The 18,358-nt window shown below is 45.6% G+C and carries 19 protein-coding genes, 3 tRNA genes and 1 rRNA gene; 19 read left to right on the plus strand and 4 right to left on the minus strand.

Features of this window, described 5'->3' with window-relative positions; genetic code table 11:
* From AC58VC_RS37900 to AC58VC_RS37950, 11 genes are all read left to right on the plus strand, one after another.
* A 23S ribosomal RNA gene (locus AC58VC_RS37900) occupies positions 1 to 111 on the plus strand; the annotation flags it as partial.
* Between the two features lie 131 nt (positions 112 to 242).
* Positions 243 to 315, plus strand: a tRNA-His gene (locus AC58VC_RS37905).
* A gap of 17 nt (positions 316 to 332) precedes the next feature.
* Positions 333 to 404 (plus strand) — tRNA-Gln (locus AC58VC_RS37910).
* Positions 405 to 420: 16 nt separating this feature from the next.
* Positions 421 to 502 (plus strand) — tRNA-Leu (locus AC58VC_RS37915).
* A 281-nt stretch (positions 503 to 783) separates the two neighbouring features.
* Positions 784 to 1,134 (plus strand): DUF2294 domain-containing protein, encoded by a 351-nt coding sequence (locus tag AC58VC_RS37920; RefSeq protein ID WP_497376649.1) that lies wholly within the window; start codon positions 784 to 786, stop codon positions 1,132 to 1,134.
* A 257-nt stretch (positions 1,135 to 1,391) separates the two neighbouring features.
* A complete protein-coding gene (locus AC58VC_RS37925; RefSeq protein ID WP_161410351.1) occupies positions 1,392 to 2,489 on the plus strand; it encodes an ABC transporter substrate-binding protein in 1,098 nt (365 codons plus the stop codon).
* Positions 2,490 to 2,564: 75 nt separating this feature from the next.
* The gene (locus tag AC58VC_RS37930) at positions 2,565 to 3,497 is read left to right on the plus strand and encodes a nucleoside hydrolase (RefSeq protein WP_497376650.1); all 933 of its coding nucleotides are present in this window, start codon (positions 2,565 to 2,567) and stop codon (positions 3,495 to 3,497) included.
* 27 nt (positions 3,498 to 3,524) lie between these two features.
* The gene (locus AC58VC_RS37935) at positions 3,525 to 4,346 is read left to right on the plus strand and encodes an ABC transporter permease (RefSeq protein WP_145661882.1); all 822 of its coding nucleotides are present in this window, start codon (positions 3,525 to 3,527) and stop codon (positions 4,344 to 4,346) included.
* Positions 4,347 to 4,350: 4 nt separating this feature from the next.
* Positions 4,351 to 5,139, plus strand: coding sequence for an ABC transporter permease (locus AC58VC_RS37940; RefSeq protein WP_497376651.1), 789 nt, complete (start codon positions 4,351 to 4,353; stop codon positions 5,137 to 5,139).
* Positions 5,140 to 5,154: 15 nt separating this feature from the next.
* Positions 5,155 to 6,216, plus strand: a complete 1,062-nt coding sequence (locus AC58VC_RS37945; protein WP_497376652.1) for an ABC transporter ATP-binding protein — start codon at positions 5,155 to 5,157, stop codon at positions 6,214 to 6,216.
* 21 nt (positions 6,217 to 6,237) lie between these two features.
* Positions 6,238 to 7,950, plus strand: a complete 1,713-nt coding sequence (locus tag AC58VC_RS37950) for an adenine deaminase C-terminal domain-containing protein (RefSeq protein ID WP_497376653.1) — start codon at positions 6,238 to 6,240, stop codon at positions 7,948 to 7,950.
* A 42-nt stretch (positions 7,951 to 7,992) separates the two neighbouring features.
* Here the strand turns inward: AC58VC_RS37950 and AC58VC_RS37955 are convergent, their stop codons facing one another.
* The gene (locus AC58VC_RS37955; RefSeq protein WP_497376654.1) at positions 7,993 to 8,373 is read right to left on the minus strand and encodes a c-type cytochrome; all 381 of its coding nucleotides are present in this window, start codon (positions 8,371 to 8,373) and stop codon (positions 7,993 to 7,995) included.
* Positions 8,374 to 8,576: 203 nt separating this feature from the next.
* On the opposite strand from AC58VC_RS37955, the gene AC58VC_RS37960 reads away from it, so the two are divergent.
* The 5 genes from AC58VC_RS37960 to AC58VC_RS37980 all read left to right on the plus strand — a co-directional run bounded on the left by AC58VC_RS37960 (position 8,577) and on the right by AC58VC_RS37980 (position 12,666).
* Positions 8,577 to 9,350, plus strand: coding sequence for a gluconate 2-dehydrogenase subunit 3 family protein (locus AC58VC_RS37960; RefSeq protein WP_497376655.1), 774 nt, complete (start codon positions 8,577 to 8,579; stop codon positions 9,348 to 9,350).
* Positions 9,351 to 9,384: 34 nt separating this feature from the next.
* A complete protein-coding gene (locus tag AC58VC_RS37965) occupies positions 9,385 to 11,106 on the plus strand; it encodes a GMC family oxidoreductase (protein WP_497376656.1) in 1,722 nt (573 codons plus the stop codon).
* 39 nt (positions 11,107 to 11,145) lie between these two features.
* Positions 11,146 to 11,880, plus strand: coding sequence for a twin-arginine translocase subunit TatC (gene tatC, locus AC58VC_RS37970; protein WP_497376657.1), 735 nt, complete (start codon positions 11,146 to 11,148; stop codon positions 11,878 to 11,880).
* 26 nt (positions 11,881 to 11,906) lie between these two features.
* Positions 11,907 to 12,104, plus strand: a complete 198-nt coding sequence (tatA, locus tag AC58VC_RS37975) for a twin-arginine translocase TatA/TatE family subunit (RefSeq protein ID WP_161410341.1) — start codon at positions 11,907 to 11,909, stop codon at positions 12,102 to 12,104.
* A gap of 433 nt (positions 12,105 to 12,537) precedes the next feature.
* Complete coding sequence (locus AC58VC_RS37980; RefSeq protein ID WP_497376658.1) at positions 12,538 to 12,666, plus strand: hypothetical protein; 129 nt, start codon at positions 12,538 to 12,540, stop codon at positions 12,664 to 12,666.
* Here the strand turns inward: AC58VC_RS37980 and AC58VC_RS37985 are convergent.
* Positions 12,663 to 13,070: a cytochrome-c oxidase gene (locus tag AC58VC_RS37985; RefSeq protein WP_497376659.1), complete on the minus strand. Its 408-nt coding sequence runs from the start codon at positions 13,068 to 13,070 to the stop codon at positions 12,663 to 12,665. The genes AC58VC_RS37980 and AC58VC_RS37985 overlap by 4 nt on opposite strands.
* A 243-nt stretch (positions 13,071 to 13,313) precedes the next feature.
* On the opposite strand from AC58VC_RS37985, the gene AC58VC_RS37990 reads away from it, so the two are divergent.
* The 3 genes from AC58VC_RS37990 to AC58VC_RS38000 all read left to right on the plus strand — a co-directional run bounded on the left by AC58VC_RS37990 (position 13,314) and on the right by AC58VC_RS38000 (position 15,493).
* Positions 13,314 to 13,514, plus strand: coding sequence for a hypothetical protein (locus AC58VC_RS37990; protein ID WP_497376661.1), 201 nt, complete (start codon positions 13,314 to 13,316; stop codon positions 13,512 to 13,514).
* 129 nt (positions 13,515 to 13,643) lie between these two features.
* On the plus strand, positions 13,644 to 14,972 hold the full coding sequence (locus AC58VC_RS37995; protein ID WP_497376662.1) for a DRTGG domain-containing protein: 1,329 nt from the start codon (positions 13,644 to 13,646) through the stop codon (positions 14,970 to 14,972).
* A 38-nt stretch (positions 14,973 to 15,010) separates the two neighbouring features.
* Entirely contained in the window at positions 15,011 to 15,493 is a 483-nt protein-coding gene (locus AC58VC_RS38000; protein WP_497376666.1) for an SRPBCC family protein, read from the plus strand.
* Between the two features lie 601 nt (positions 15,494 to 16,094).
* Here the strand turns inward: AC58VC_RS38000 and AC58VC_RS38005 are convergent.
* Positions 16,095 to 17,405 carry an aminotransferase class I/II-fold pyridoxal phosphate-dependent enzyme gene (locus AC58VC_RS38005; RefSeq protein WP_497376667.1) on the minus strand — a complete coding sequence of 437 codons (1,311 nt, stop codon included), beginning with the start codon at positions 17,403 to 17,405 and terminating at the stop codon, positions 16,095 to 16,097.
* A 114-nt stretch (positions 17,406 to 17,519) separates the two neighbouring features.
* Positions 17,520 to 18,110, minus strand: coding sequence for a GNAT family N-acetyltransferase (locus AC58VC_RS38010; protein ID WP_497376664.1), 591 nt, complete (start codon positions 18,108 to 18,110; stop codon positions 17,520 to 17,522).
* Positions 18,111 to 18,358 lie beyond the last annotated feature (248 nt).

An 18,358-nucleotide genomic window follows, 5' to 3' on the forward strand; every position in this document is an offset into this window, starting at 1 on the left:
AGATTTCCCAGTATGTAAGACCCCTTGTAGACGACGAGGTTGATAGGTTCGAGGTGGAAGTGCGGCAACGTATGCAGCTGACGAATACTAATCGGTCGAGGGCTTAACCAAATGTACCGAAGAAAGTGAAGATAAGCTCTGTAGCTGATTCCGAATACTTTCTCGGGGCCCAGAAAACCTAAGAAATTCTTACCTTTACGCAAGTTTCGTATCTAGTCTTCAGGGAATAAATCCCTACTGTGGCGGTCGTGGCGAAGGGGTTAACGCACTGGTTTGTGGATCCAGCATTCGTGGGTTCAAGTCCCATCGGTCGCCCTTTTCCCTTATTTCGTTGGGGATTAGCCAAGCGGTAAGGCAACGGACTTTGACTCCGTCATGCCTAGGTTCGAATCCTAGATCCCCAGTTTATCTTCCTTTTAAGCGGTCGTGGTGGAACGGCAGACACACCATCTTGAGGGGGTGGCGCTCACAAGGCGTGAGGGTTCAAATCCCTCCGACCGCATCCCAGATTTACGAGAAAACCTTACATTTGTAAGGTTTTTTTGATTTACAGTAGAGTCCTCAATTGATTTATGTCTCCACGATATCCAATCGATGCACATAGACACTATCACTATTAAGTAAGACATTCGGAAAAACGGATATTTTACAAGAGTTTAGGTCGAATTACGTTTAATTCCATATAAAATCACGAACAATAACCTTGATTAATTGAGGAATCCTATGTATTATTAATATAGCTCGAAAAAATACAGATCAATTATTCCTCTTGAAGGTGATGTAATGTCCGTACCGGATGATTCTAATGAATACAAGAAGAAGCTGTGTCACCTGTATAACGAGATCTCCAAAGAGTTATTCGGTTTTGGTACAACATTGCTGAAGGTTTCTTTGGATCAGAATATCATTACTTTTCACGCCAAGCATCGTCGGTCGCCCCGCTCTACGGCTTTAGAAGGAGAAGCTCCTACGCTAAAACACGAGGTCGATTTTTACATGTCCTCGATTTACAAGAAGAGAATCCGGGAAAAGATGGAGCAAGAACTTGGGTTGTCCATGGATGCGGTGTTAAGAGACTATGATCCACCGACGCAATGGGCCATAACGAACATTATACTTAAACCAACTAAATAGTCTAGACCAAGGTGTATCTCTTTTGATCTATCTTAAGAGCTTACCCGCTCGTATATCACTTGATGTCTCTTTCCATTGTTTACGATGAAAAGTGCTCTTGTTAGAAGTTATCTTCTATCAAGGGCACTTTTCTATTTTTTTTTTGTCTTAGCAAGAGGCATGGCATATATTTATGAGCCTGTGTAGAATACTAGTAAAAATTTAACAAAGGGATTAACGCTACAAATTATATATATGATATTGGGAGGATGTTAAAGATGAAACAAAAAATGCTTCGTGGTTTGATTTCTTTATCCGTAGTAGGACTTGCCCTGACGGGGTGCGGTACTGGACCTGCGAAAGATCAGGGCAATACTGGTGCAGCAACAGCTTCGCCTGCAGGAGCAACAAAAGGAGAACCGACACAATTGGTTATTTCCACTTGGGGTTTTTCCGATGATTTCTTTAAGAAAGAAGTATATGCGCCTTTTGAGAAAGAGCATAATGTGAAGATCGTTTTGGAAATCGGCAATAACTCCGAACGTTTAAACAAAGTGAAACAAGGCAGTTCAAAAGTAGATCTTATGTATTTATCCGACTACTATGCACAACAAGGTATTGAAGCAGGATTATTCGAAAAAATCGACCGCAGCCGTATTCCGAATTTAAAAGATATCTACGATATTGCTAAGGCACCGCTTGGTGAAGATTACGGTCCTGCCTATACGATTGGCCGCTTCGGAATTGCCTATAATCCCAAAGCAGTCGGTAAAGAAATTAAGTCGTGGAGCGACCTGTGGAGTCCTGAGCTCTCCAAGAAGCTGACCCTTCCAAACATTACGTCTACGACAGGCCCTATGGTTCTAGATGCAGCCTCACTGGTATCTGGCAATGCGAAGTTCAATGAGGATCAAGCTTTCACAAAGGTTAAGGAGCTGAATAAAGGAGTCGTCAAGTATTACGGACAAACTTCTGAATTCGTTAATATGTTCGCGCAAGGGGAAATTGCTGCTGGGCCTATCATGGAGATGTATGTGAAAGATTTGAAAGCTGCTGTGCCTGATACGAAGTTCATTTCCCCGGCAGAAGGGGCATATGCCGTAATGAATACGGTCAACGTGGTTAAAGGAAGCAAAAATAAGCAACTGGCGGAAGATTTCATCAACTGGCATTTGAGCAAAGAAGTGCAAGAGAAATCGGCTAAAGCGAAAGTAGATTCACCTGTAAACACGACACTGCAGCTCTCCGCTGATGAAGCTCAAGGGATTACTTATGGCGCAGATGTTGTAAATAAACTGATCAAGATGGATATGAAATTCGTGAATGAGCATCTTAAATCGTGGATTGATCGTTGGAATAAGGAAGTTGCTCAATAATATAGAAGTGGACAAGGGTATATGCTTGTGTGTATACCTTTGTTTTCTTAAAAAGGACTTGAAGGGGGCTTAGTTATGAAAAAGAAAGTCATCCTCGACGTGGATACAGGGATAGATGATGCACTGGGAATCCTGCTTGCCGTAAAAAGCGGAGAAATGGACGTACTGGGCATCACTACGGTGAATGGAAACGTATCGTTGGATCAAGCGACTGTGAATACATGCAAAATTCTGCAACTGCTCGGGATGGAGCATGAGATTCCTGTTATTCGAGGCGCGAATAAACCTTTGATGCGCCCTACTTTCTTTGAGCATCGGGTCCATGGTAAAGATGGGCTTGGTGGGGCTTTACTCGACATGCCGGTTCATGTAGAGGCAGCCGATGGCCATGCTGTTGATTTCATCGTGGATCAAGTGAAACAGCATGCTGGAGAGGTTACCTTAGTCATGACGGCTCCACTGACGAACCTAGCTTTGGCCGTTATGAAGTATCCTGAGCTGGTTCGTCAGGTGAAAGAAGTGATTGTGATGGGTGGCGTCGTCCAAGGCTTCGGCAATGTGACGCCTACAGCGGAGTTCAACATCTACGTCGATCCGGAAGCGGCCAAAATCGTATTCCAAGCAGGTTTCCCAAACCTGACCCTCGTAGGCTTGGATGTAACAAGGAAAGCGCTGCTGACCGACGAGCATATCCGTGCTCTTGGGGACTCGCCGATAGCTCGTTATGTGAAGGAGAGCACAGCGGATTATATGGAGCGTTACCATGAACGCAATGGTATTAGATCTTGTGCGCTTCATGATCCTCTTGCTGTCGGAGTAGCGCTAAACAAACAGCTGGTCACGACCCGCAAATACTACGTCGATGTAGAAACCAAGAGTGAGCTGTGTGATGGTCAAACCGTATGCGATTTCCAGAATCGCTTGTCCAAAGCGGCCAACGTACAAGTATGTACCGAGGTTGCGGCTGACGAATTTCTTCAACTTTTTATCCGCACGTTACGTGCATAGCGAACCCAGGAACAGGAGTAAAGCTGCATGAAAAAAACGTACTTATTATTACTATTACTGCCAGGTGTATTGTTCCTGACGGTTTTCATGGTAGTTCCGATCCTTCTTACGATAGGTTCGACCTTTTTCGATAAAGGCACATTTACCTTTGCAGGATATTTAAATTTTTTCAAAGACCCGTACTTTCTCAAAATTGTGTGGACGACGCTGCGTGTAAGCTTGGTGACCACGATTCTCTGTATCATACTTGGGTTTCCGGTGGCCTATTTTATATCCAAACAGGGACCTAGACAGAAGGCAATTCTACTTGCTCTAGCCATTTTTCCACTGCTGACAAGCTCTGTCGTTAGATCATTCAGCTGGATGATTATTTTAGGTAAAAAAGGATTACTCAACAACGCCTTGATTGCGATCGGTCTCATTAAGGAACCACTGGATATTTTGTACACGCCAGCGGCCATGATGATTGGTCTCATCCACTTGTTTTTACCGCTCATCCTTATTACGTTGGTCGGTGTTCTTGAGAATATAGATCCGGATCTGATCAAAGCGGCGGAAAGCTTGGGAGCTAATCGATTTAAAGCTTTCGTTAAGGTCATTGTGCCACTCAGCGTTCCCGGATTAATCATAGGAAGTATTCTTGTTTTTGTCGGCAGTTTGACGGCCTATACGACGCCTGCTTTGCTCGGTGGCAAGCAGCGAGTTATCTCCACGTTCCTTTATCAGAATGCGATTACGCTTAACGACTGGCATCTCGCCTCCGTTATTGCTGTGATTATGATCGTGATCACCTTCGTCGTCATCGCGCTAATGAATAAATTGGCGACTAAATTAAATCCGAAGGGGTAGAACTATGCGGGAAAAGAATCGAGGGCTAGCGTTTTTCACCCTTCTTGTCTATATTTTCTTGCTCGGGCCGCTCGTTATTATAGCATTTGCTTCATTTGAGCCAGGGAGTGTACTGAAATTCCCGCCGACAGGATTTTCGTTGAAATGGTACCGCAACATTTGGGAAGTTAAGATGTTCATGACAACCGCGGGCACCTCTATTATTGTATCGCTGATTGGTAACTTGTTTGCTTTGCTGCTTGGAATTCCAGCGGCGTACGCGTTAAGTCGGTTCGCGTTTAAAGGGAAAGAGGCACTGAATGCTGTCTTTATTTCCCCCGTCCTTATTCCTGGTATCGTGCTTGGATTTACGATGCTAAGGTATCTTATCGTCACGTATCACCTTCCGATTTATGCAGCTTTGCTCATAGGGCACACGGTGATTATGCTTCCTTTTATCATCCGTGTCATTGCATCAAGCTTATCGAATTTCGATTTCGCGGTTGAGGAAGCTGCCTTGAGTCTTGGTGCCGGCCGGCTAAAAACTTTCTTTAAAGTGGTCCTGCCGAACATCAAATCAGGTATTATTGCAGCCATTTTGATTGCATTTTTGGAATCTTTTAATAATGTCGACATCTCAGTCTTTATGACGGGTCCTGGCATCAGCACGCTGCCAATTCAGATGCTGACGTATGTGGAGAACCATTTTGACCCTACGATTGCTGCTATTTCGGTTTTACTTATGATCTTAACCGCGGTACTTATGTTCATCATTGAACGGTTGATGGGTTTATCCTACTTCACCAAACGATAACGGAGGCTTTCATCCATGGCATTGCTTACTCTGGAAAATATTTCGGTTGCCTACGACCAGCAATATATTTTGAAGGACTTCAATTTAAGTGTAGAAAAAGGAAATTTAATATCTCTTCTCGGTCCAAGCGGATGCGGGAAAACGACGACCCTACGGCTCATCGCGGGGTTCTTGGAAGCTAAGGAAGGCAAATTCGCTTTAAATGGGAAGGATTACACGCGGATTCCCGTTAGCAAGCGTAACTTCGGCTTCGTGTTTCAGAGCTATGCGCTGTTCCCGCACTTGTCCATTTACGATAATGTGGCCTTCGGCCTTCGTCTTCGGAAGGTTAGCGGAGCGGAGCTTGATCGACGTGTTCGCAGCATTCTGGAAACGGTAAGCTTGTCCGGCTTCGAGAAGCGTTATCCGAAAGAACTCTCAGGCGGTCAGAGACAGCGGGTGGCTATTGCCAGGGCGCTAGTCATTGAACCTGAGCTGCTGCTCTTTGACGAGCCCCTAAGTAATCTGGATGCCAATCTGCGTATCAATATGCGCGTAGAGATTCGCCGGATCCAACAGGAGCTCGGTATTACTACCGTCTATGTCTCCCATGATCAGGAGGAGTGCTTCTCGATTTCGGATCAGGTGGCGATTATGAATAAAGGGATTATCGAGCAGCTGGGTGCTCCGGCAACGATTTTCAAATATCCAAAAACAGAGTTCGTTGCTCGCTTTATTGGCTTTACGAATTTTATCTCCTTTGATACCAGGTATGAAGAAAAAGAAGTGATTGCACTAAAAGTGAAAGACTATATGTTCACTGTAACTAAGCATGTTAATAAGGGAGAACAGGCCGGGATGCAAGGCGCTATTCGTCCAGATGATGTCATCCTTGGCAAGCCGGGTGAAATAGAGGAAGGTCCCAATGTAGTGACAGGACGTGTTAAAGTGAGCACCTTCTTAGGGAGAAGCTATCAATACGTCGTTGAGACGGCACTAGGGGACATTACGGTCAACAAAGAAATGGAATTCCCATATCCGAGCAGTCAAGAAGTTCGGCTTCATTTTCCAAGCGAGAAATTGGTTTTAGTAGAGTAGTGTACTTGGAGGTAAAGGCATATGCATGTTGATTTACTGATAGAAAATGTAAAGATTTATAATAGCTATTTCAAAACATTCATCGAAGGTAACGCAGCTATTCTAGATGGCAAGTTTCTATATATCGGAAAAAAGGGTACGGAAAGCTTTGCGGCTGCTGAACGTTTGGACGGGCAAGGTCGCTACATGATTCCAGGCCTCATTGACATCCATCTGCACATCGAAAGCACAATGGTCACACCGGAGACGTTCTCCTACGGCCTTATTCGCAATGGTGTTACGACGATTGTTCCGGAGCCGCATGAAATTGCTAATGTTTTCGGACTTGACGGGGTCAAGGAATTCATCAAAGCTAGCCAGCATTGTGTAGCGGACATGTTCTATGCCCTTCCAAGTTCAGTTCCTGCCACATCCATGGAAACGTCCGGCGGTTCGATCGAAATCGAGGATATGGACGAGCTGTTGCGAACGGAACGTATTATTTGCCTAGGTGAAATTATGAATTTCGTTGATGTCATAACGGATCCAGACTGCAAAACGAATCACATCATCAACCATATTCGCAAGCACTATCCTCATCTGATTATTGAGGGGCATGTGCCGAAACTGCTGGATTTGGACTTGCATAGAATGATCTATAGCGGAGTCGATTCCGATCACACCCATCAGACGATTGAGGGCATGGAAGCCCGGATCGCTGCGGGCATGTTTATTGAAATTCAGGAAAAATCAATGACACCTGAAGTCATGGATTATTTGATGGAGCATGAAGTGTCTGAGCACTTCTGCTTTGTTACTGACGATGTGATGGCGGACTCCTTCGAGCGGCGCGGTCACTTGAATCATATTGTGCGTAAAGCGATCGAGATGGGGATGAAGCCTGAGCATGCGATTTATGCTAGTACCCTTTCTCCAGCTAAAAGAATGCGGATGTATGATCGCGGCGTTATTGCACCGGGCAAAGTTGGTGATTTTCAGTTAATTTCTGATCTGGAACTTCTGACTATTGACCAAGTGTTCAAGCACGGACGCAAGGTTTATGATGTTCAAGAGGCTTACACCTCAGTCACGAGCTCGCCTGCTTTTCCGGCCCATTATTATCAAAGCGTCCAGATGTCGCCATTAACGGAAGCAGATTTCTCAGTGAATGTAGAAGAAATGGACGGTTCGTATGCCTGCCGTGTGATGATGGTGAAAAACGGTTCTACCTTTACAGAGGAGCTTCATACGGAGGTTAACGTTCGATCAGGAGAGCTTATGTGGCAGGAAGGCGGAAAAGGGCTTATTGCTACTTTTGAACGCTATGGTAAAAACGGAAATCGTGCCTATGGCTTAATTGGCGGTGACACGATTAAACGAGGAGCTGTGGCGACGACGTATTCCCACGATAATCATAACTTACTTGTTGTCGGACACAATCCTCATGATATGATCATCGCGGCTAACGAGGTAATTAACAATCAGGGGGGCTTTAGCGTCGTAGAAGACGGTAAGGTAATCTCTTCTCTTAAGCTGCCTGTCGGCGGTATTTTAACAGAAGCTCCACTTGAGCAAGTAGCCAAGGAAGTAGAACAACTGCGTAAAGCGATGGAATCGTTAGGCTACTGTCATTATAATCCTATTATGTCGATCAGCACGCATTCTCTACCTGTAAGTCCAGCCTTGAAAATAACCGACTATGGACTAATCGATGTGAATAGCGGTAAAGTCGTACCGTTGATTGTCTCTAATTAATATAAAAATCCCGCACTCATTCTGAGGCGGGATTTTTTGTATCTATTTCTTGTCGGCAAGCCAAGTAGCGAGGGACGAAATTTCATCATCATTTAGCTTGCCTTTAAAGCTAGGCATTGCGCCTTTCCCGTTGGTCACCGTTGCAGCAACTTGATCCTTAGATAGTTTGCTGCCTACTTTTTGAAGATTAGGTCCTACGGCACCTTCCAAGTTGACACCATGGCAGCTTACACAGTTGGCTTTGAACACGGCTGTTGCCTCAACCTTGGTTGTACCCCCAGTGCTCTGGGTCGCGGACGGGCTTGTTGACACAGATGGGCTTGCAGGTGCGGACGGGCTTGTCTCCGGTTTTGTTTCGCTCTTGCCGCAAGCAGCTAGAGAACTAGCGAGCAGCAGAGAGAGGACTAATAAAGTTTTCTTCATGTGGACTTCTCCTCATATGCGTAGGTTCAAGTGCAAGACAGCCATGGATTGCATGCAAAAATCTGCGTAATGACTGTAAATTTACATTGCCCGAATTGCCAATTTTTCATGCAAATAATGAATAAGATAACAGGTCTGGGCTCATGATATCCATAACTACCATAAGTAACCTATTGTTCATAAAATTCCAAGGAGGCAACCCTATGGCTGATAAAAATGTGGAAAATTCCCCTGACCAGTCGCGACGCAGTTTCCTGAAATATACCGGTACTGCTATTGGTGGAGTGGTGGTAGGAGGGGTGATTGGCAGTGCGATTTCTGGCGGATTTACCAAAAAGCCGGCGACGCCAGCCCCTTCGCCATCGGCAACCCCGCAAGTTCAAGCCGGAATGGACTACAACAGAGCACCTATGTTTTTCAACCAAGCTCAGCTACAGATGACAGAAGCTGCGGCTGAACGTATTTTTCCAAAAGATGAAAGTGGGCCGGGAGCAACGGATTTAGGGGTTGCCTTTTACATCGATCATCAGTTGGCAAGCCCTTGGGGAGTGAATGCCCGAACGTATCGGACAGGCCCCTTCGTTAAAGGTGAAGCGACGCAAGGCGACTACTTAAGTATTCAGCGCCACGAGCTGATTACGATGGGTCTGCAAAGCATGGAAGAAGCGAGTAAGTCGAAATACACCAAGTCCTTTGTGGAGCTTGCTCCTGAGGAACAGGATGCGATTCTTACCTCGATGGAAAAAGGCGAAATCAATGTTGTAAATGGTGTAACGGGTAAAACCTTTTTCAATCAATTTCGTGTGCTCGTGATGGAAGGCGTGTATTCGGACCCGCTATACGGGGGGAATAAGGATATGCAGGGCTGGAAAATGCGGAAATATCCAGGCAACCAAATGAGCTATACCGATATCATGGCCAAGGATCAATTCGTTGCTATGGAACCACGGAGTTTGCATGATCATTTTGTTCATTAAGAGTAAAATCCAATGAAGGAAGGGAATAAAGCACATGGCTACTAAAATGCCAAAAGTTCCAGTAGTTATTGTTGGAATGGGATGGGTCGGGGGCATCATCGCTGCCGAGCTGTCGAAGCAAGGAGTCAAAGTGGTTGGACTAGAGCGTGGGAAGCCAAGAAGCACTCAGGATTACTACATGGTGCATGACGAGCTGCGTTATGCCTCCAGGTACGATTTGATGCAGGATCTGTCCAAGGAAACAGTGACATTCCGTAATACGGAGAAGCTAGCGGCTGTTCCCATGCGAGAATACGGTTCCTTTTTGCTCGGTGAAGGGCTCGGCGGGTCGAGTATTCACTGGAATGGACAAACGTATAGGTTTCTTCCGTATGATTTTGAAATCTATAGTAAAACGGTCGAGAGGTACGGGAAGCAGAAAATACCGGAGGGAATGACTCTCCAGGACTGGGGCATCACGTATGACCAATTAGAGCCTTATTTCGATAAATTTGAAAAGCTGGCAGGCATCTCGGGGGATCCGGATCAGAATCCAATGGTGGGCAAGCGTTCGAATCCGTTCCCTACCAAGGCCATGGTGAAAACGCCAGTTCTGAAGTTATTTGAGGATGCATCGAAAAAACTAGGCTATCACCCCTATATGATGCCGTCGGCGAATCTGTCCGAGCAATATACGAATCCGGACGGTATTACCAGAGCAGCGTGCCAGTACTGCGGATATTGTGAGCGTTTTGGCTGCGAGTATGGCGCCAAGGCGGATGCTGTAGTCACTGTGCTGCCAATTGCTCAGAAGTCGGGTAATTTCGAGCTGCGCTCTTACTCGAATGTCATTCAAGTGTTAAATGACGGCAAAAAGGCTAGTGGCGTTGTGTACGTTAACACAGTTACAGGAGAACAGTTCGAGCAGCCGGCTGATGTGGTGATTATGGCCAGCTATGTGTTCAACAACATTAAGCTCTTGCTGACATCCAAATTGGGTAAACCTTACGATCCAGCCTCTGGTAAAGGAGTAATCGGTAAAAATTACTGCTACCAAACGAACGGCGGCTCGGCTACCGGATTTTTTGACGACAAAGAGTTTAATCTGTTTGCCGGTGCAGGATCGCTTGGCATGGAGATTCCTGATTTCAACGGAGATAATTTTGACCATAGTAGTCTAAATTTCCTTCATGGAGCCGGTATTCGGATTTCACAAACTGGACAACGGCCGATTGCTACCAACTCAGTTCCCAAGGGTACGCCTGCGTGGGGGAAAGATTTCAAGCAGAAATCGCTGAAATACGCGAATAGTGTCTTGGCTGTTTCCCCGCAAGGATCAAGTTTGCCTTGGAAGCATCACTATGTGGATCTGGATCCTACTTATAAAGATGCCTATGGGCTTCCGCTGCCGAGAATTACGTTTGATTTCGAAGAGCAGGATCGGCAGATGATCAAATTCGTGAGTGGTAAGGCCGCTGAAATTATGAAGGAAATGAATCCAACGAGCATTGGTTCATCGGACCAGCTTGGACCTTACAACATCGTGCCGTATCAGTCCACGCATAATACAGGCGGAGTCATAATGGGCGCGGATCCTTCTACCTCGGCAGTTAATTCCTATTTGCAAATGTGGGATGCTGAAAATGTTTTCGTTGTCGGAGCGTCAGCATTCGCTCATAACAGCGGCTATAACCCGACTGGGACGGTTGGAGCTCTTGCGTATAGAGCCGTTGAAGGGATCGCGAAATATTTGAAACAAGGCGGAATGGTCGTTTAAACAAGCTGCCAGTATGACCCTACAGATCGGAGGGATCACATGGGGCAAGAAGATTTGATTTTGCATCTTACCGAGGTCCGCAAGCGGTTGATCATTGTGTTGGCTTGGTTTGTGGTTATGCTTTGTGTGGGGCTGTATCTTTCAAGCGACATTTTGTTGTATTTGAAAAAGCAGCCTATGATCGGTGAGATTAAGTGGAATGTGTTCTCGTTTACAGATGGGCTGATGATTTATATGAAGTGCGCATTCCTCTTCGCTTTATTGTTTACGGTACCTGTGATGCTCTACCAGCTGTGGGCATTCGTCAGGCCAGGGCTTACAGAAGCGGAGTCTAGAAGCGCCCTTCCCTACATCCCAGTGGCTTTTGCGCTTTTCATCATCGGGGTAGCGTTCAGCTACTGGGTCGTCTTCCCCATGATGGTTCGCTTTATGATGCGGATGAATCAAACCATTGGCGCGGTGGAAACCTATGGCATTGACCGGTACTTTGGGTTTCTGTTTCAAATCGTGTTTCCGATGGCAATAGCGTTCGAACTGCCCGTGATTCTTCTGTTTTTGACTAAAATAGGACTGTTAACGCCGCAGCGTTTGAAAATGTCGAGGAAATACGCGTACATCGCTTTAACGATTACAGGATCGTGCATTTCGCCTCCAGACATGGTTTCACATCTATCGGTAACTGTTCCATTGCTTCTGTTGTTCGAGATTAGCGCGTTGGCTTCCAACTGGCAGTGGAGAGCGATGATGAGGCAGAGCAGTCCGACAAATAGCTAAGTTTCAATATAAAAGGAGGATATCGCATGTTTAACAATATTGGTGTATCTGGTTTAATCTTAATTTTGGCGATTGCTTTAATCGTCTTCGGCCCGTCCAAATTGCCGCAGCTTGGAAGAGCATTTGGCGATACGCTTCGAGAGTTCCGTAATTCAACGCGCAACATAATGGATGAGGGCGAACGTGAGCAGTTGATTGAGAATGAGGGTAAGAAGCCTTTTTGAGAGTGTGAACAGAATGCAGCGGGATTAGAGGGAACTGTAGTACTCTATTTCGATGAAAAGGAACACATTCCATGAGGAAGGGGAACTACGATCCTCTATTTTATCAATTTCACCTTAAAAAACAGCAAGTCTACCATCAATGGAAGACAAATAAGGGCCTGTAGTTCCGCCGAGAAACGAAACTGGTCCTTTTTGTCCAAATAAGGAACGCTAGTTCCCTTGCATAAGCCTATAACCAGATTACCACTAGGTTTTTGGGAAATACGGATGATCGCCAAACCTAAAAAGAACCGTCAGGAGAAGCCTGACGGTTCTTTTTATTTTCTGAAGGTTGTTTATAACAATTCTGTAACTCCATGAATGGTATATTTCATTATATCTATTATAGGGCATAAGTCATTGAAAATGGAGCATATAGGGGGTGCTGTGCGCGATGTGGGATATGCAGATGGTGCATGAGTACGACGATAACCAAGTTGTCGTGGGAACGAAAAGATTCGCTCGCAGCCTACTCGTATTTGACATTACGTTGCCGCCTCAATGTCAGATGACTTGTGATTAACCCGGGAAGTCCTTCTTACTCGCTTGTTTCACAGATGTACTTCCAAGTTGCAGAAACAAATTTATCGTAAAAAGGATGACGCCAATAACGACGAGCAAGGAACTGACAATGACAAGCGGGAGCAAAGCGGAATTGCCGGAGATAATTTCAATCGCTAGTCCACCCTGCATAAGAGGCAAGCCAATGTTATGTAACCAGAAGTGAAGCTTGGCAAGACGCGTTTCTGCTGCATGCGGATAGAAGTGATAGATGAGACCGAATATCGCCATAGATACCCAACCCAGCAAATTGATGTGCGCGTGGACCGAGGCGAGTCTAAAATCTTGAATGATGCCCATTAACATTCCCAGTAGAACACCTAGTGTGATGTAAATCGCAGCAATTTTCAAAAATGTCTTAGCCATTCAGCGAATCCCCCCAAATTGTTACTTTAAATTTATTGTATGTTATATACAACAAAATACAAGGCGTGAGGAATCAAATTAGATTAAATATTTTATTGAGCCCATTGATTAGCTGGTGAATTGTTATAAAATAAATAAAATTTTTATTATTGTTTCACATATAATTTTGTTATTTATATAATATATTATCAATATGTTAAATGTAATAATACATTGGTGAGTGTAGCGAAGGGGGAAGTGGTTATGAGCAGCTTGGCATCTTCGATGGAGTTCGAGAGTACAAAGGTTTCACGCCAGCGCACCTATGACTTTCAGGGAGTTATGGCGAATCGACAGGAACGAACTACACACGAGGAGTGTGGCGATACAGCTTTCTATCCCTTATCACCAGTAGCTTTGGCACTTTATTATGGATTTGATTATGCTACTGAGCCTGCCGAATAATCGGCAGGTTTTTATTATTGTGTAACAGCTGATGGAGCTGCTTAAGAATCAGGTGATCTGCTTACTTTTTCCAATTGAATGTACTATACTTATCTCAATGTTATAGCACAGTTCAGCGAGGTGTGAACGATGAGCACAGGCCATTCGGAGCTACATACGAAGCATGAACAAATTACAAAATATATTGAATCTGTGCCTGTCGGCACCAAGCTGTCTGTTCGTCAAATTGCTCAAGATTTGGATGTGAGCGAAGGAACAGCTTATCGAGCCATCAAAGAGGCGGAAAACATCGGGCTGGTCAGCACCAAACGCCGGATCGGTACGATACGCATGGAAAAAAAAGAAGAGCCAGTCATCGATAAGCTAACGTTCGCGGAAATCGTGAATGTGGTGGAGGGCGTTGTGCTTGGAGGATCTTCCGGTATACATAAGTCACTGAACAAATTCGTAATTGGCGCCATGCAGCTCGAAGCGATGTTGAAATACATTGAGGCGGGCAATTTGCTTATTGTCGGTAATCGTGTACAAGCCCATATGTGCGCCCTTAGCCAAGGGGCGGGGGTGTTGATTACGGGCGGTTTTGATACGACTTCTGAAGTCAAAGAGCTGGCAGATGAACTTCAACTGCCGATTATCGGGAGTTCTTTTGATACGTTCACGGTGGCCACGATGATCAATCGCGCGATGGAAGACAGGCTGATCAAGAAGAAAATAATGATTGTCGACGACATCATGCGCAAAGGCAGTCCAATTTACACGCTCAATGGAACGGACACCGTTAAAGATATGCAAAAGCTGGCAGACAAAACTATGCACACGCGCTATCCTGTCATTGATGACTATAAGGTGCCTATAGGGATGATCACCACTAAAGATATCGTGGGTGCGAAGCCGAACCAGCTCATCAGCATGTTAATGACACCGAAACCGCTTATGATTAACTTGAAGACTTCGGTTGCTTCAGCAGGGCACATGATGGTGTGGGAAGGGATTGAACTGCTGCCGGTTATTGATAGTGAGCGGAAAATGATCGGCGTCATTAGCCGCAAAGATGTCATGAAGGCGATGCAGCATATGCAGCAGCAGCCGCAGAACGCGGAGACATTCGAGGTGCAGATCTATGCAGGGATCGATGAAGTGCGCGACGCCGAAGGCAAGTTGTCTTTTAAAGGGACCATAACGCCTCAAATGACGAACTTCGAAGGTTTGGTGTCAGAGGGGATACTCACCACGATTATGATTCGTGCAGCCTATCGCACGGTTAAGGAGCATAAGAAGGGCGATCTCATTCTGGATAGCTCATCCTGTTATTTTCTGATTCCGCTGCAAATGGACGAGCCTTTTGAAATTGTGCCGACGATTGTGGAAATGACACGCCGATTTTGTAAGGTAGATATGGAAATCGTGGCGAATGGAGCCAGGGTGGCTAGAGCGATGTTTACGGCACGCATCCTTTAACATTTTAACTAGAATCTAAGGAGGACATGCACATGCACATGATTGCTTCGATTCACAAAAATGAGAACGGGTATATCGTCCAGTACAATCGTCCGCTGGGACATACAGTCAGCGAGGTTTGGGCAGCACTTACCGAAAATGATCGCCTAGAGAAATGGATGTCCAATCTTCAAGCCGAGGATCTGCGCAAAGGCGGACACATGAAATTTGATATGAAGGATGGCTCAGGTACATTCATAGATATGGAGATTACCGATTATGAGCCGCTTTCCGTGCTGGAATTCACTTGGGGGGAAGATCGTGTCCGCTTTGAAGTTTCGGCAAGATCAGAGGGTTCTTTACTCGTTTTAAGAGAGTTCATTGGCACGATGACGGACCATACGCCAAAAGACTTAGCTGGCTGGCATGTTTGTTTGGATATGATGTCTGCGCTGCTGGATGGGCAAGCGATGGACTTTCCGATGGATGAGTGGAAGAAATGGTACGAGCAGTATGGTGAGCTGGTGAAACAGGTTGGTTGATACGTAAGCACACTAACACTATAGTCACATGACCATCAGACAGTGAAACCTCAGTCGCCTGACTATCAGAGACCTGACTATTATTAAGCTGATCTGTCATGATTGTACGGAATCAGCAGTATTCTGAGGCTGGACTGAACAGTTGGCTTGGTGTGCCAACGCCTCCCCGGCTCTCTAACGGACACAGCCGCTCTTATTAGGCGAATTATAGGCGATTTGAAATCTAACGGACACCAGCGCAGCTAATTGCTTGTTTCTACCTTGATTTCGCCTCGAAATCGGCAAATAAGGTTACCCGTGTCCGTTAGAAATGAAACGGGGCGATTTCCACGATCTTAACGGCAGTAGTGTCCGTTAAAATTGGCTGGCAAGTTCATGCCAAGGTGGTTCACCTTGGATAAGGACGAGACAGAAGTCTATAAAGCTACCGAAATCGGGTGAATAGGGGACCGTTGTTCCCATTAATTGGTTCTAAAGCTGTTTTAACAGGAAATAGCGGACTGTAGTTCGCCTGTGAGGAAAATTAAGCATAATCGCATAAAAAAGAGGCTGCTCATAGGTCGGTGTAGACCCTATAAGACAGCCTCTTTGTTCGTTTCGGCTATTTGCTAGCGGAGACGGTTTCGATTTCTTTCACGCTCTGATAAATGAGGTCGAACAGCTCTTCCAGGTTGCCTTCTTCAATACAGGAGAAAGCGACGCGCAGATCAGCCGCTCCAAGAGCGATGGTACCCACACCATGTTGATCCAGCAAGTGGAGACGCAAAGTTTCGGCATCAACCGTTTTGAGCTTCAGGCACATGAAGTAACCGGAGTTGAACGGGTAGTAGCCCCATGCATCGTCGAACTTGCCGGAGTCCAGAATGGACTTCGTACGGTTCGCACGGCCTTTCATGATCTCATATTTCTCTTGCTTCTGCTGATTGAACTCTGGGGAGTTAAGCGCATGAAGCACGAAAGTTTGGGATGGGTGAGGCCCGCTGGAGATTGTCGCACGGATGATACCCATTGTTTTCTGTTCGAGTGCACTAAGCATCGCTTCGCTTTGGCCGGCATAAGTGACAAAACCAACACGGAAACCCCAGACGTATTCTTCTTTGGTAGCACCGTCAATTTTGATCGCAAGCACACGCGGGTGAATGTCCGCTAATTTACCGAACAAGGACTCGTTAAGAGATCCTTCAAAGAAAAGTCCAAAGTAGGCATCGTCAGTTAGCACAACGACATTGATGCCAGCTTCAGCTGCATCTTTAATCGCGGCAGCAATCTCATTACCTTCTTCAGCCCCAGGCGTGTAGCCTGTTGGGTTGTTCGGGAAGTTCAAGACAACGATGGCTTTACCTTTGGATTGTTGAGCTAGCAGCGCTTCGCGGAGGCCAGCAGCATTAAACTTCTGCTCCTCGTTGTAGAGCGGGAAGTTTACAATTTTCGCACCACGGCGGATTTCAAAAGTGAGCTCGTAATTCTCCCAGTTTTTATCCGGAATAATAACGGAGTCGCCTGCATCAGCGAAAAGATCAGCTGCGATACTTAGACCGTGCGTCAACGCATTCGTTACGATCGGGTTGCCGATCAGTTTGCTGCCGATCTCAGGGTTTTCTTCGAGCATCTTTTTGCGCCATGCGCTGCGGAGCTCAGGCTTACCAGCTGGCGGAGCATATTCATATATATCTTTAGGTGCGTACGTGGAGAGAGTATCTTGAATGACCTTCAAATGCATCGGCTGACCGTTTTCGATCGCAATACCAATCGTAGCGTTGAACTTTTTGGCCTTGGCCTTGGCTTCAGCAGATTGGCTAAGAATGCCTTCTTTCGGGAAGTAAATCGATTTACCTAATGCAGAAAGCATGTCAAATACGTGAGAATTTTCACGTTCCAGGGTCTCGTTTAACTGTCGTGCCAGAGGATTCATAAGCATGGGTCATTCCTTCCAATTTGCTATTCATTTTTTGCAGTTATTATACCACTTTCACCCCGGTACGTCACTGCGAGAAACAAATTTTTTTGGATAGAATTTTATTCGGATCTAAACCTTTACTTGATTTAAAAATCCTTCTAGCCGCAGCTTCACATCGGGCCATTCGCGGGCAATGATGCTGAACATAACTGTGTCCCTCACATAACCGTCGTGAAGCACGCGATGTTGGCGGAGTATGCCTTCTTTTTGGGCGCCTATTCGGGTAATTGCCGCTTGAGAGCGCTCGTTTCTTAGGTCTGTTTTAAGCTGAACGCGCAGGAGGTCTAAAGTTTCAAAACAGTGCTGTAGCAGCAAATACTTACACTCCGTATTTATTCTGGTCCGCCAAACACGGGGATTGTACCACGTATGACCGATCTCGACGTGACGATTTGCGGTCGAGTAGTCGAAAAGGCGCGTGCTGCCGACGAAGCTATCGGACTGTTTGTCATATACGCTGTAGGGGATGCCTAGGCCAGCTTTTTGCTCATCTAATGCTTGGCGGACAAACTGTTCAACGGCTGAAGGTTGAAGCAGCGGGGTCATGTAGGCAAAGATGGCAGGATCTGAGGCTGCCTCCACTAGTGCGCTAATGTGGGATTCCTGCATCGGCAGTAGAATAACTTGGGTACCTTCTAGCATGATGGGTTGGAAATTCATAGGCGTATTCTCCTTGTCAAAAAGTTGGATGTATGAGATTTTAGTAAGCATAATGGAAAAATGGTGTAATAATAAGATCCAATTTGGTTGTATTTTTGTGTACCAATTTGTGTTGTGAGAATAGGCTTTGTGGAGGAAAGAGAAGAGAAGAGAAGAGAAGAGAAGAGAAGAGAAGAGAAGAGAAGAGAAGAGAAGAGAAGAGAAGAGAAGAGAAGAGAAGAGAAGAGAAGAGAAGAGAAGAGAAGAGA

This window comes from Paenibacillus sp. J22R67, assembly GCF_059692175.1.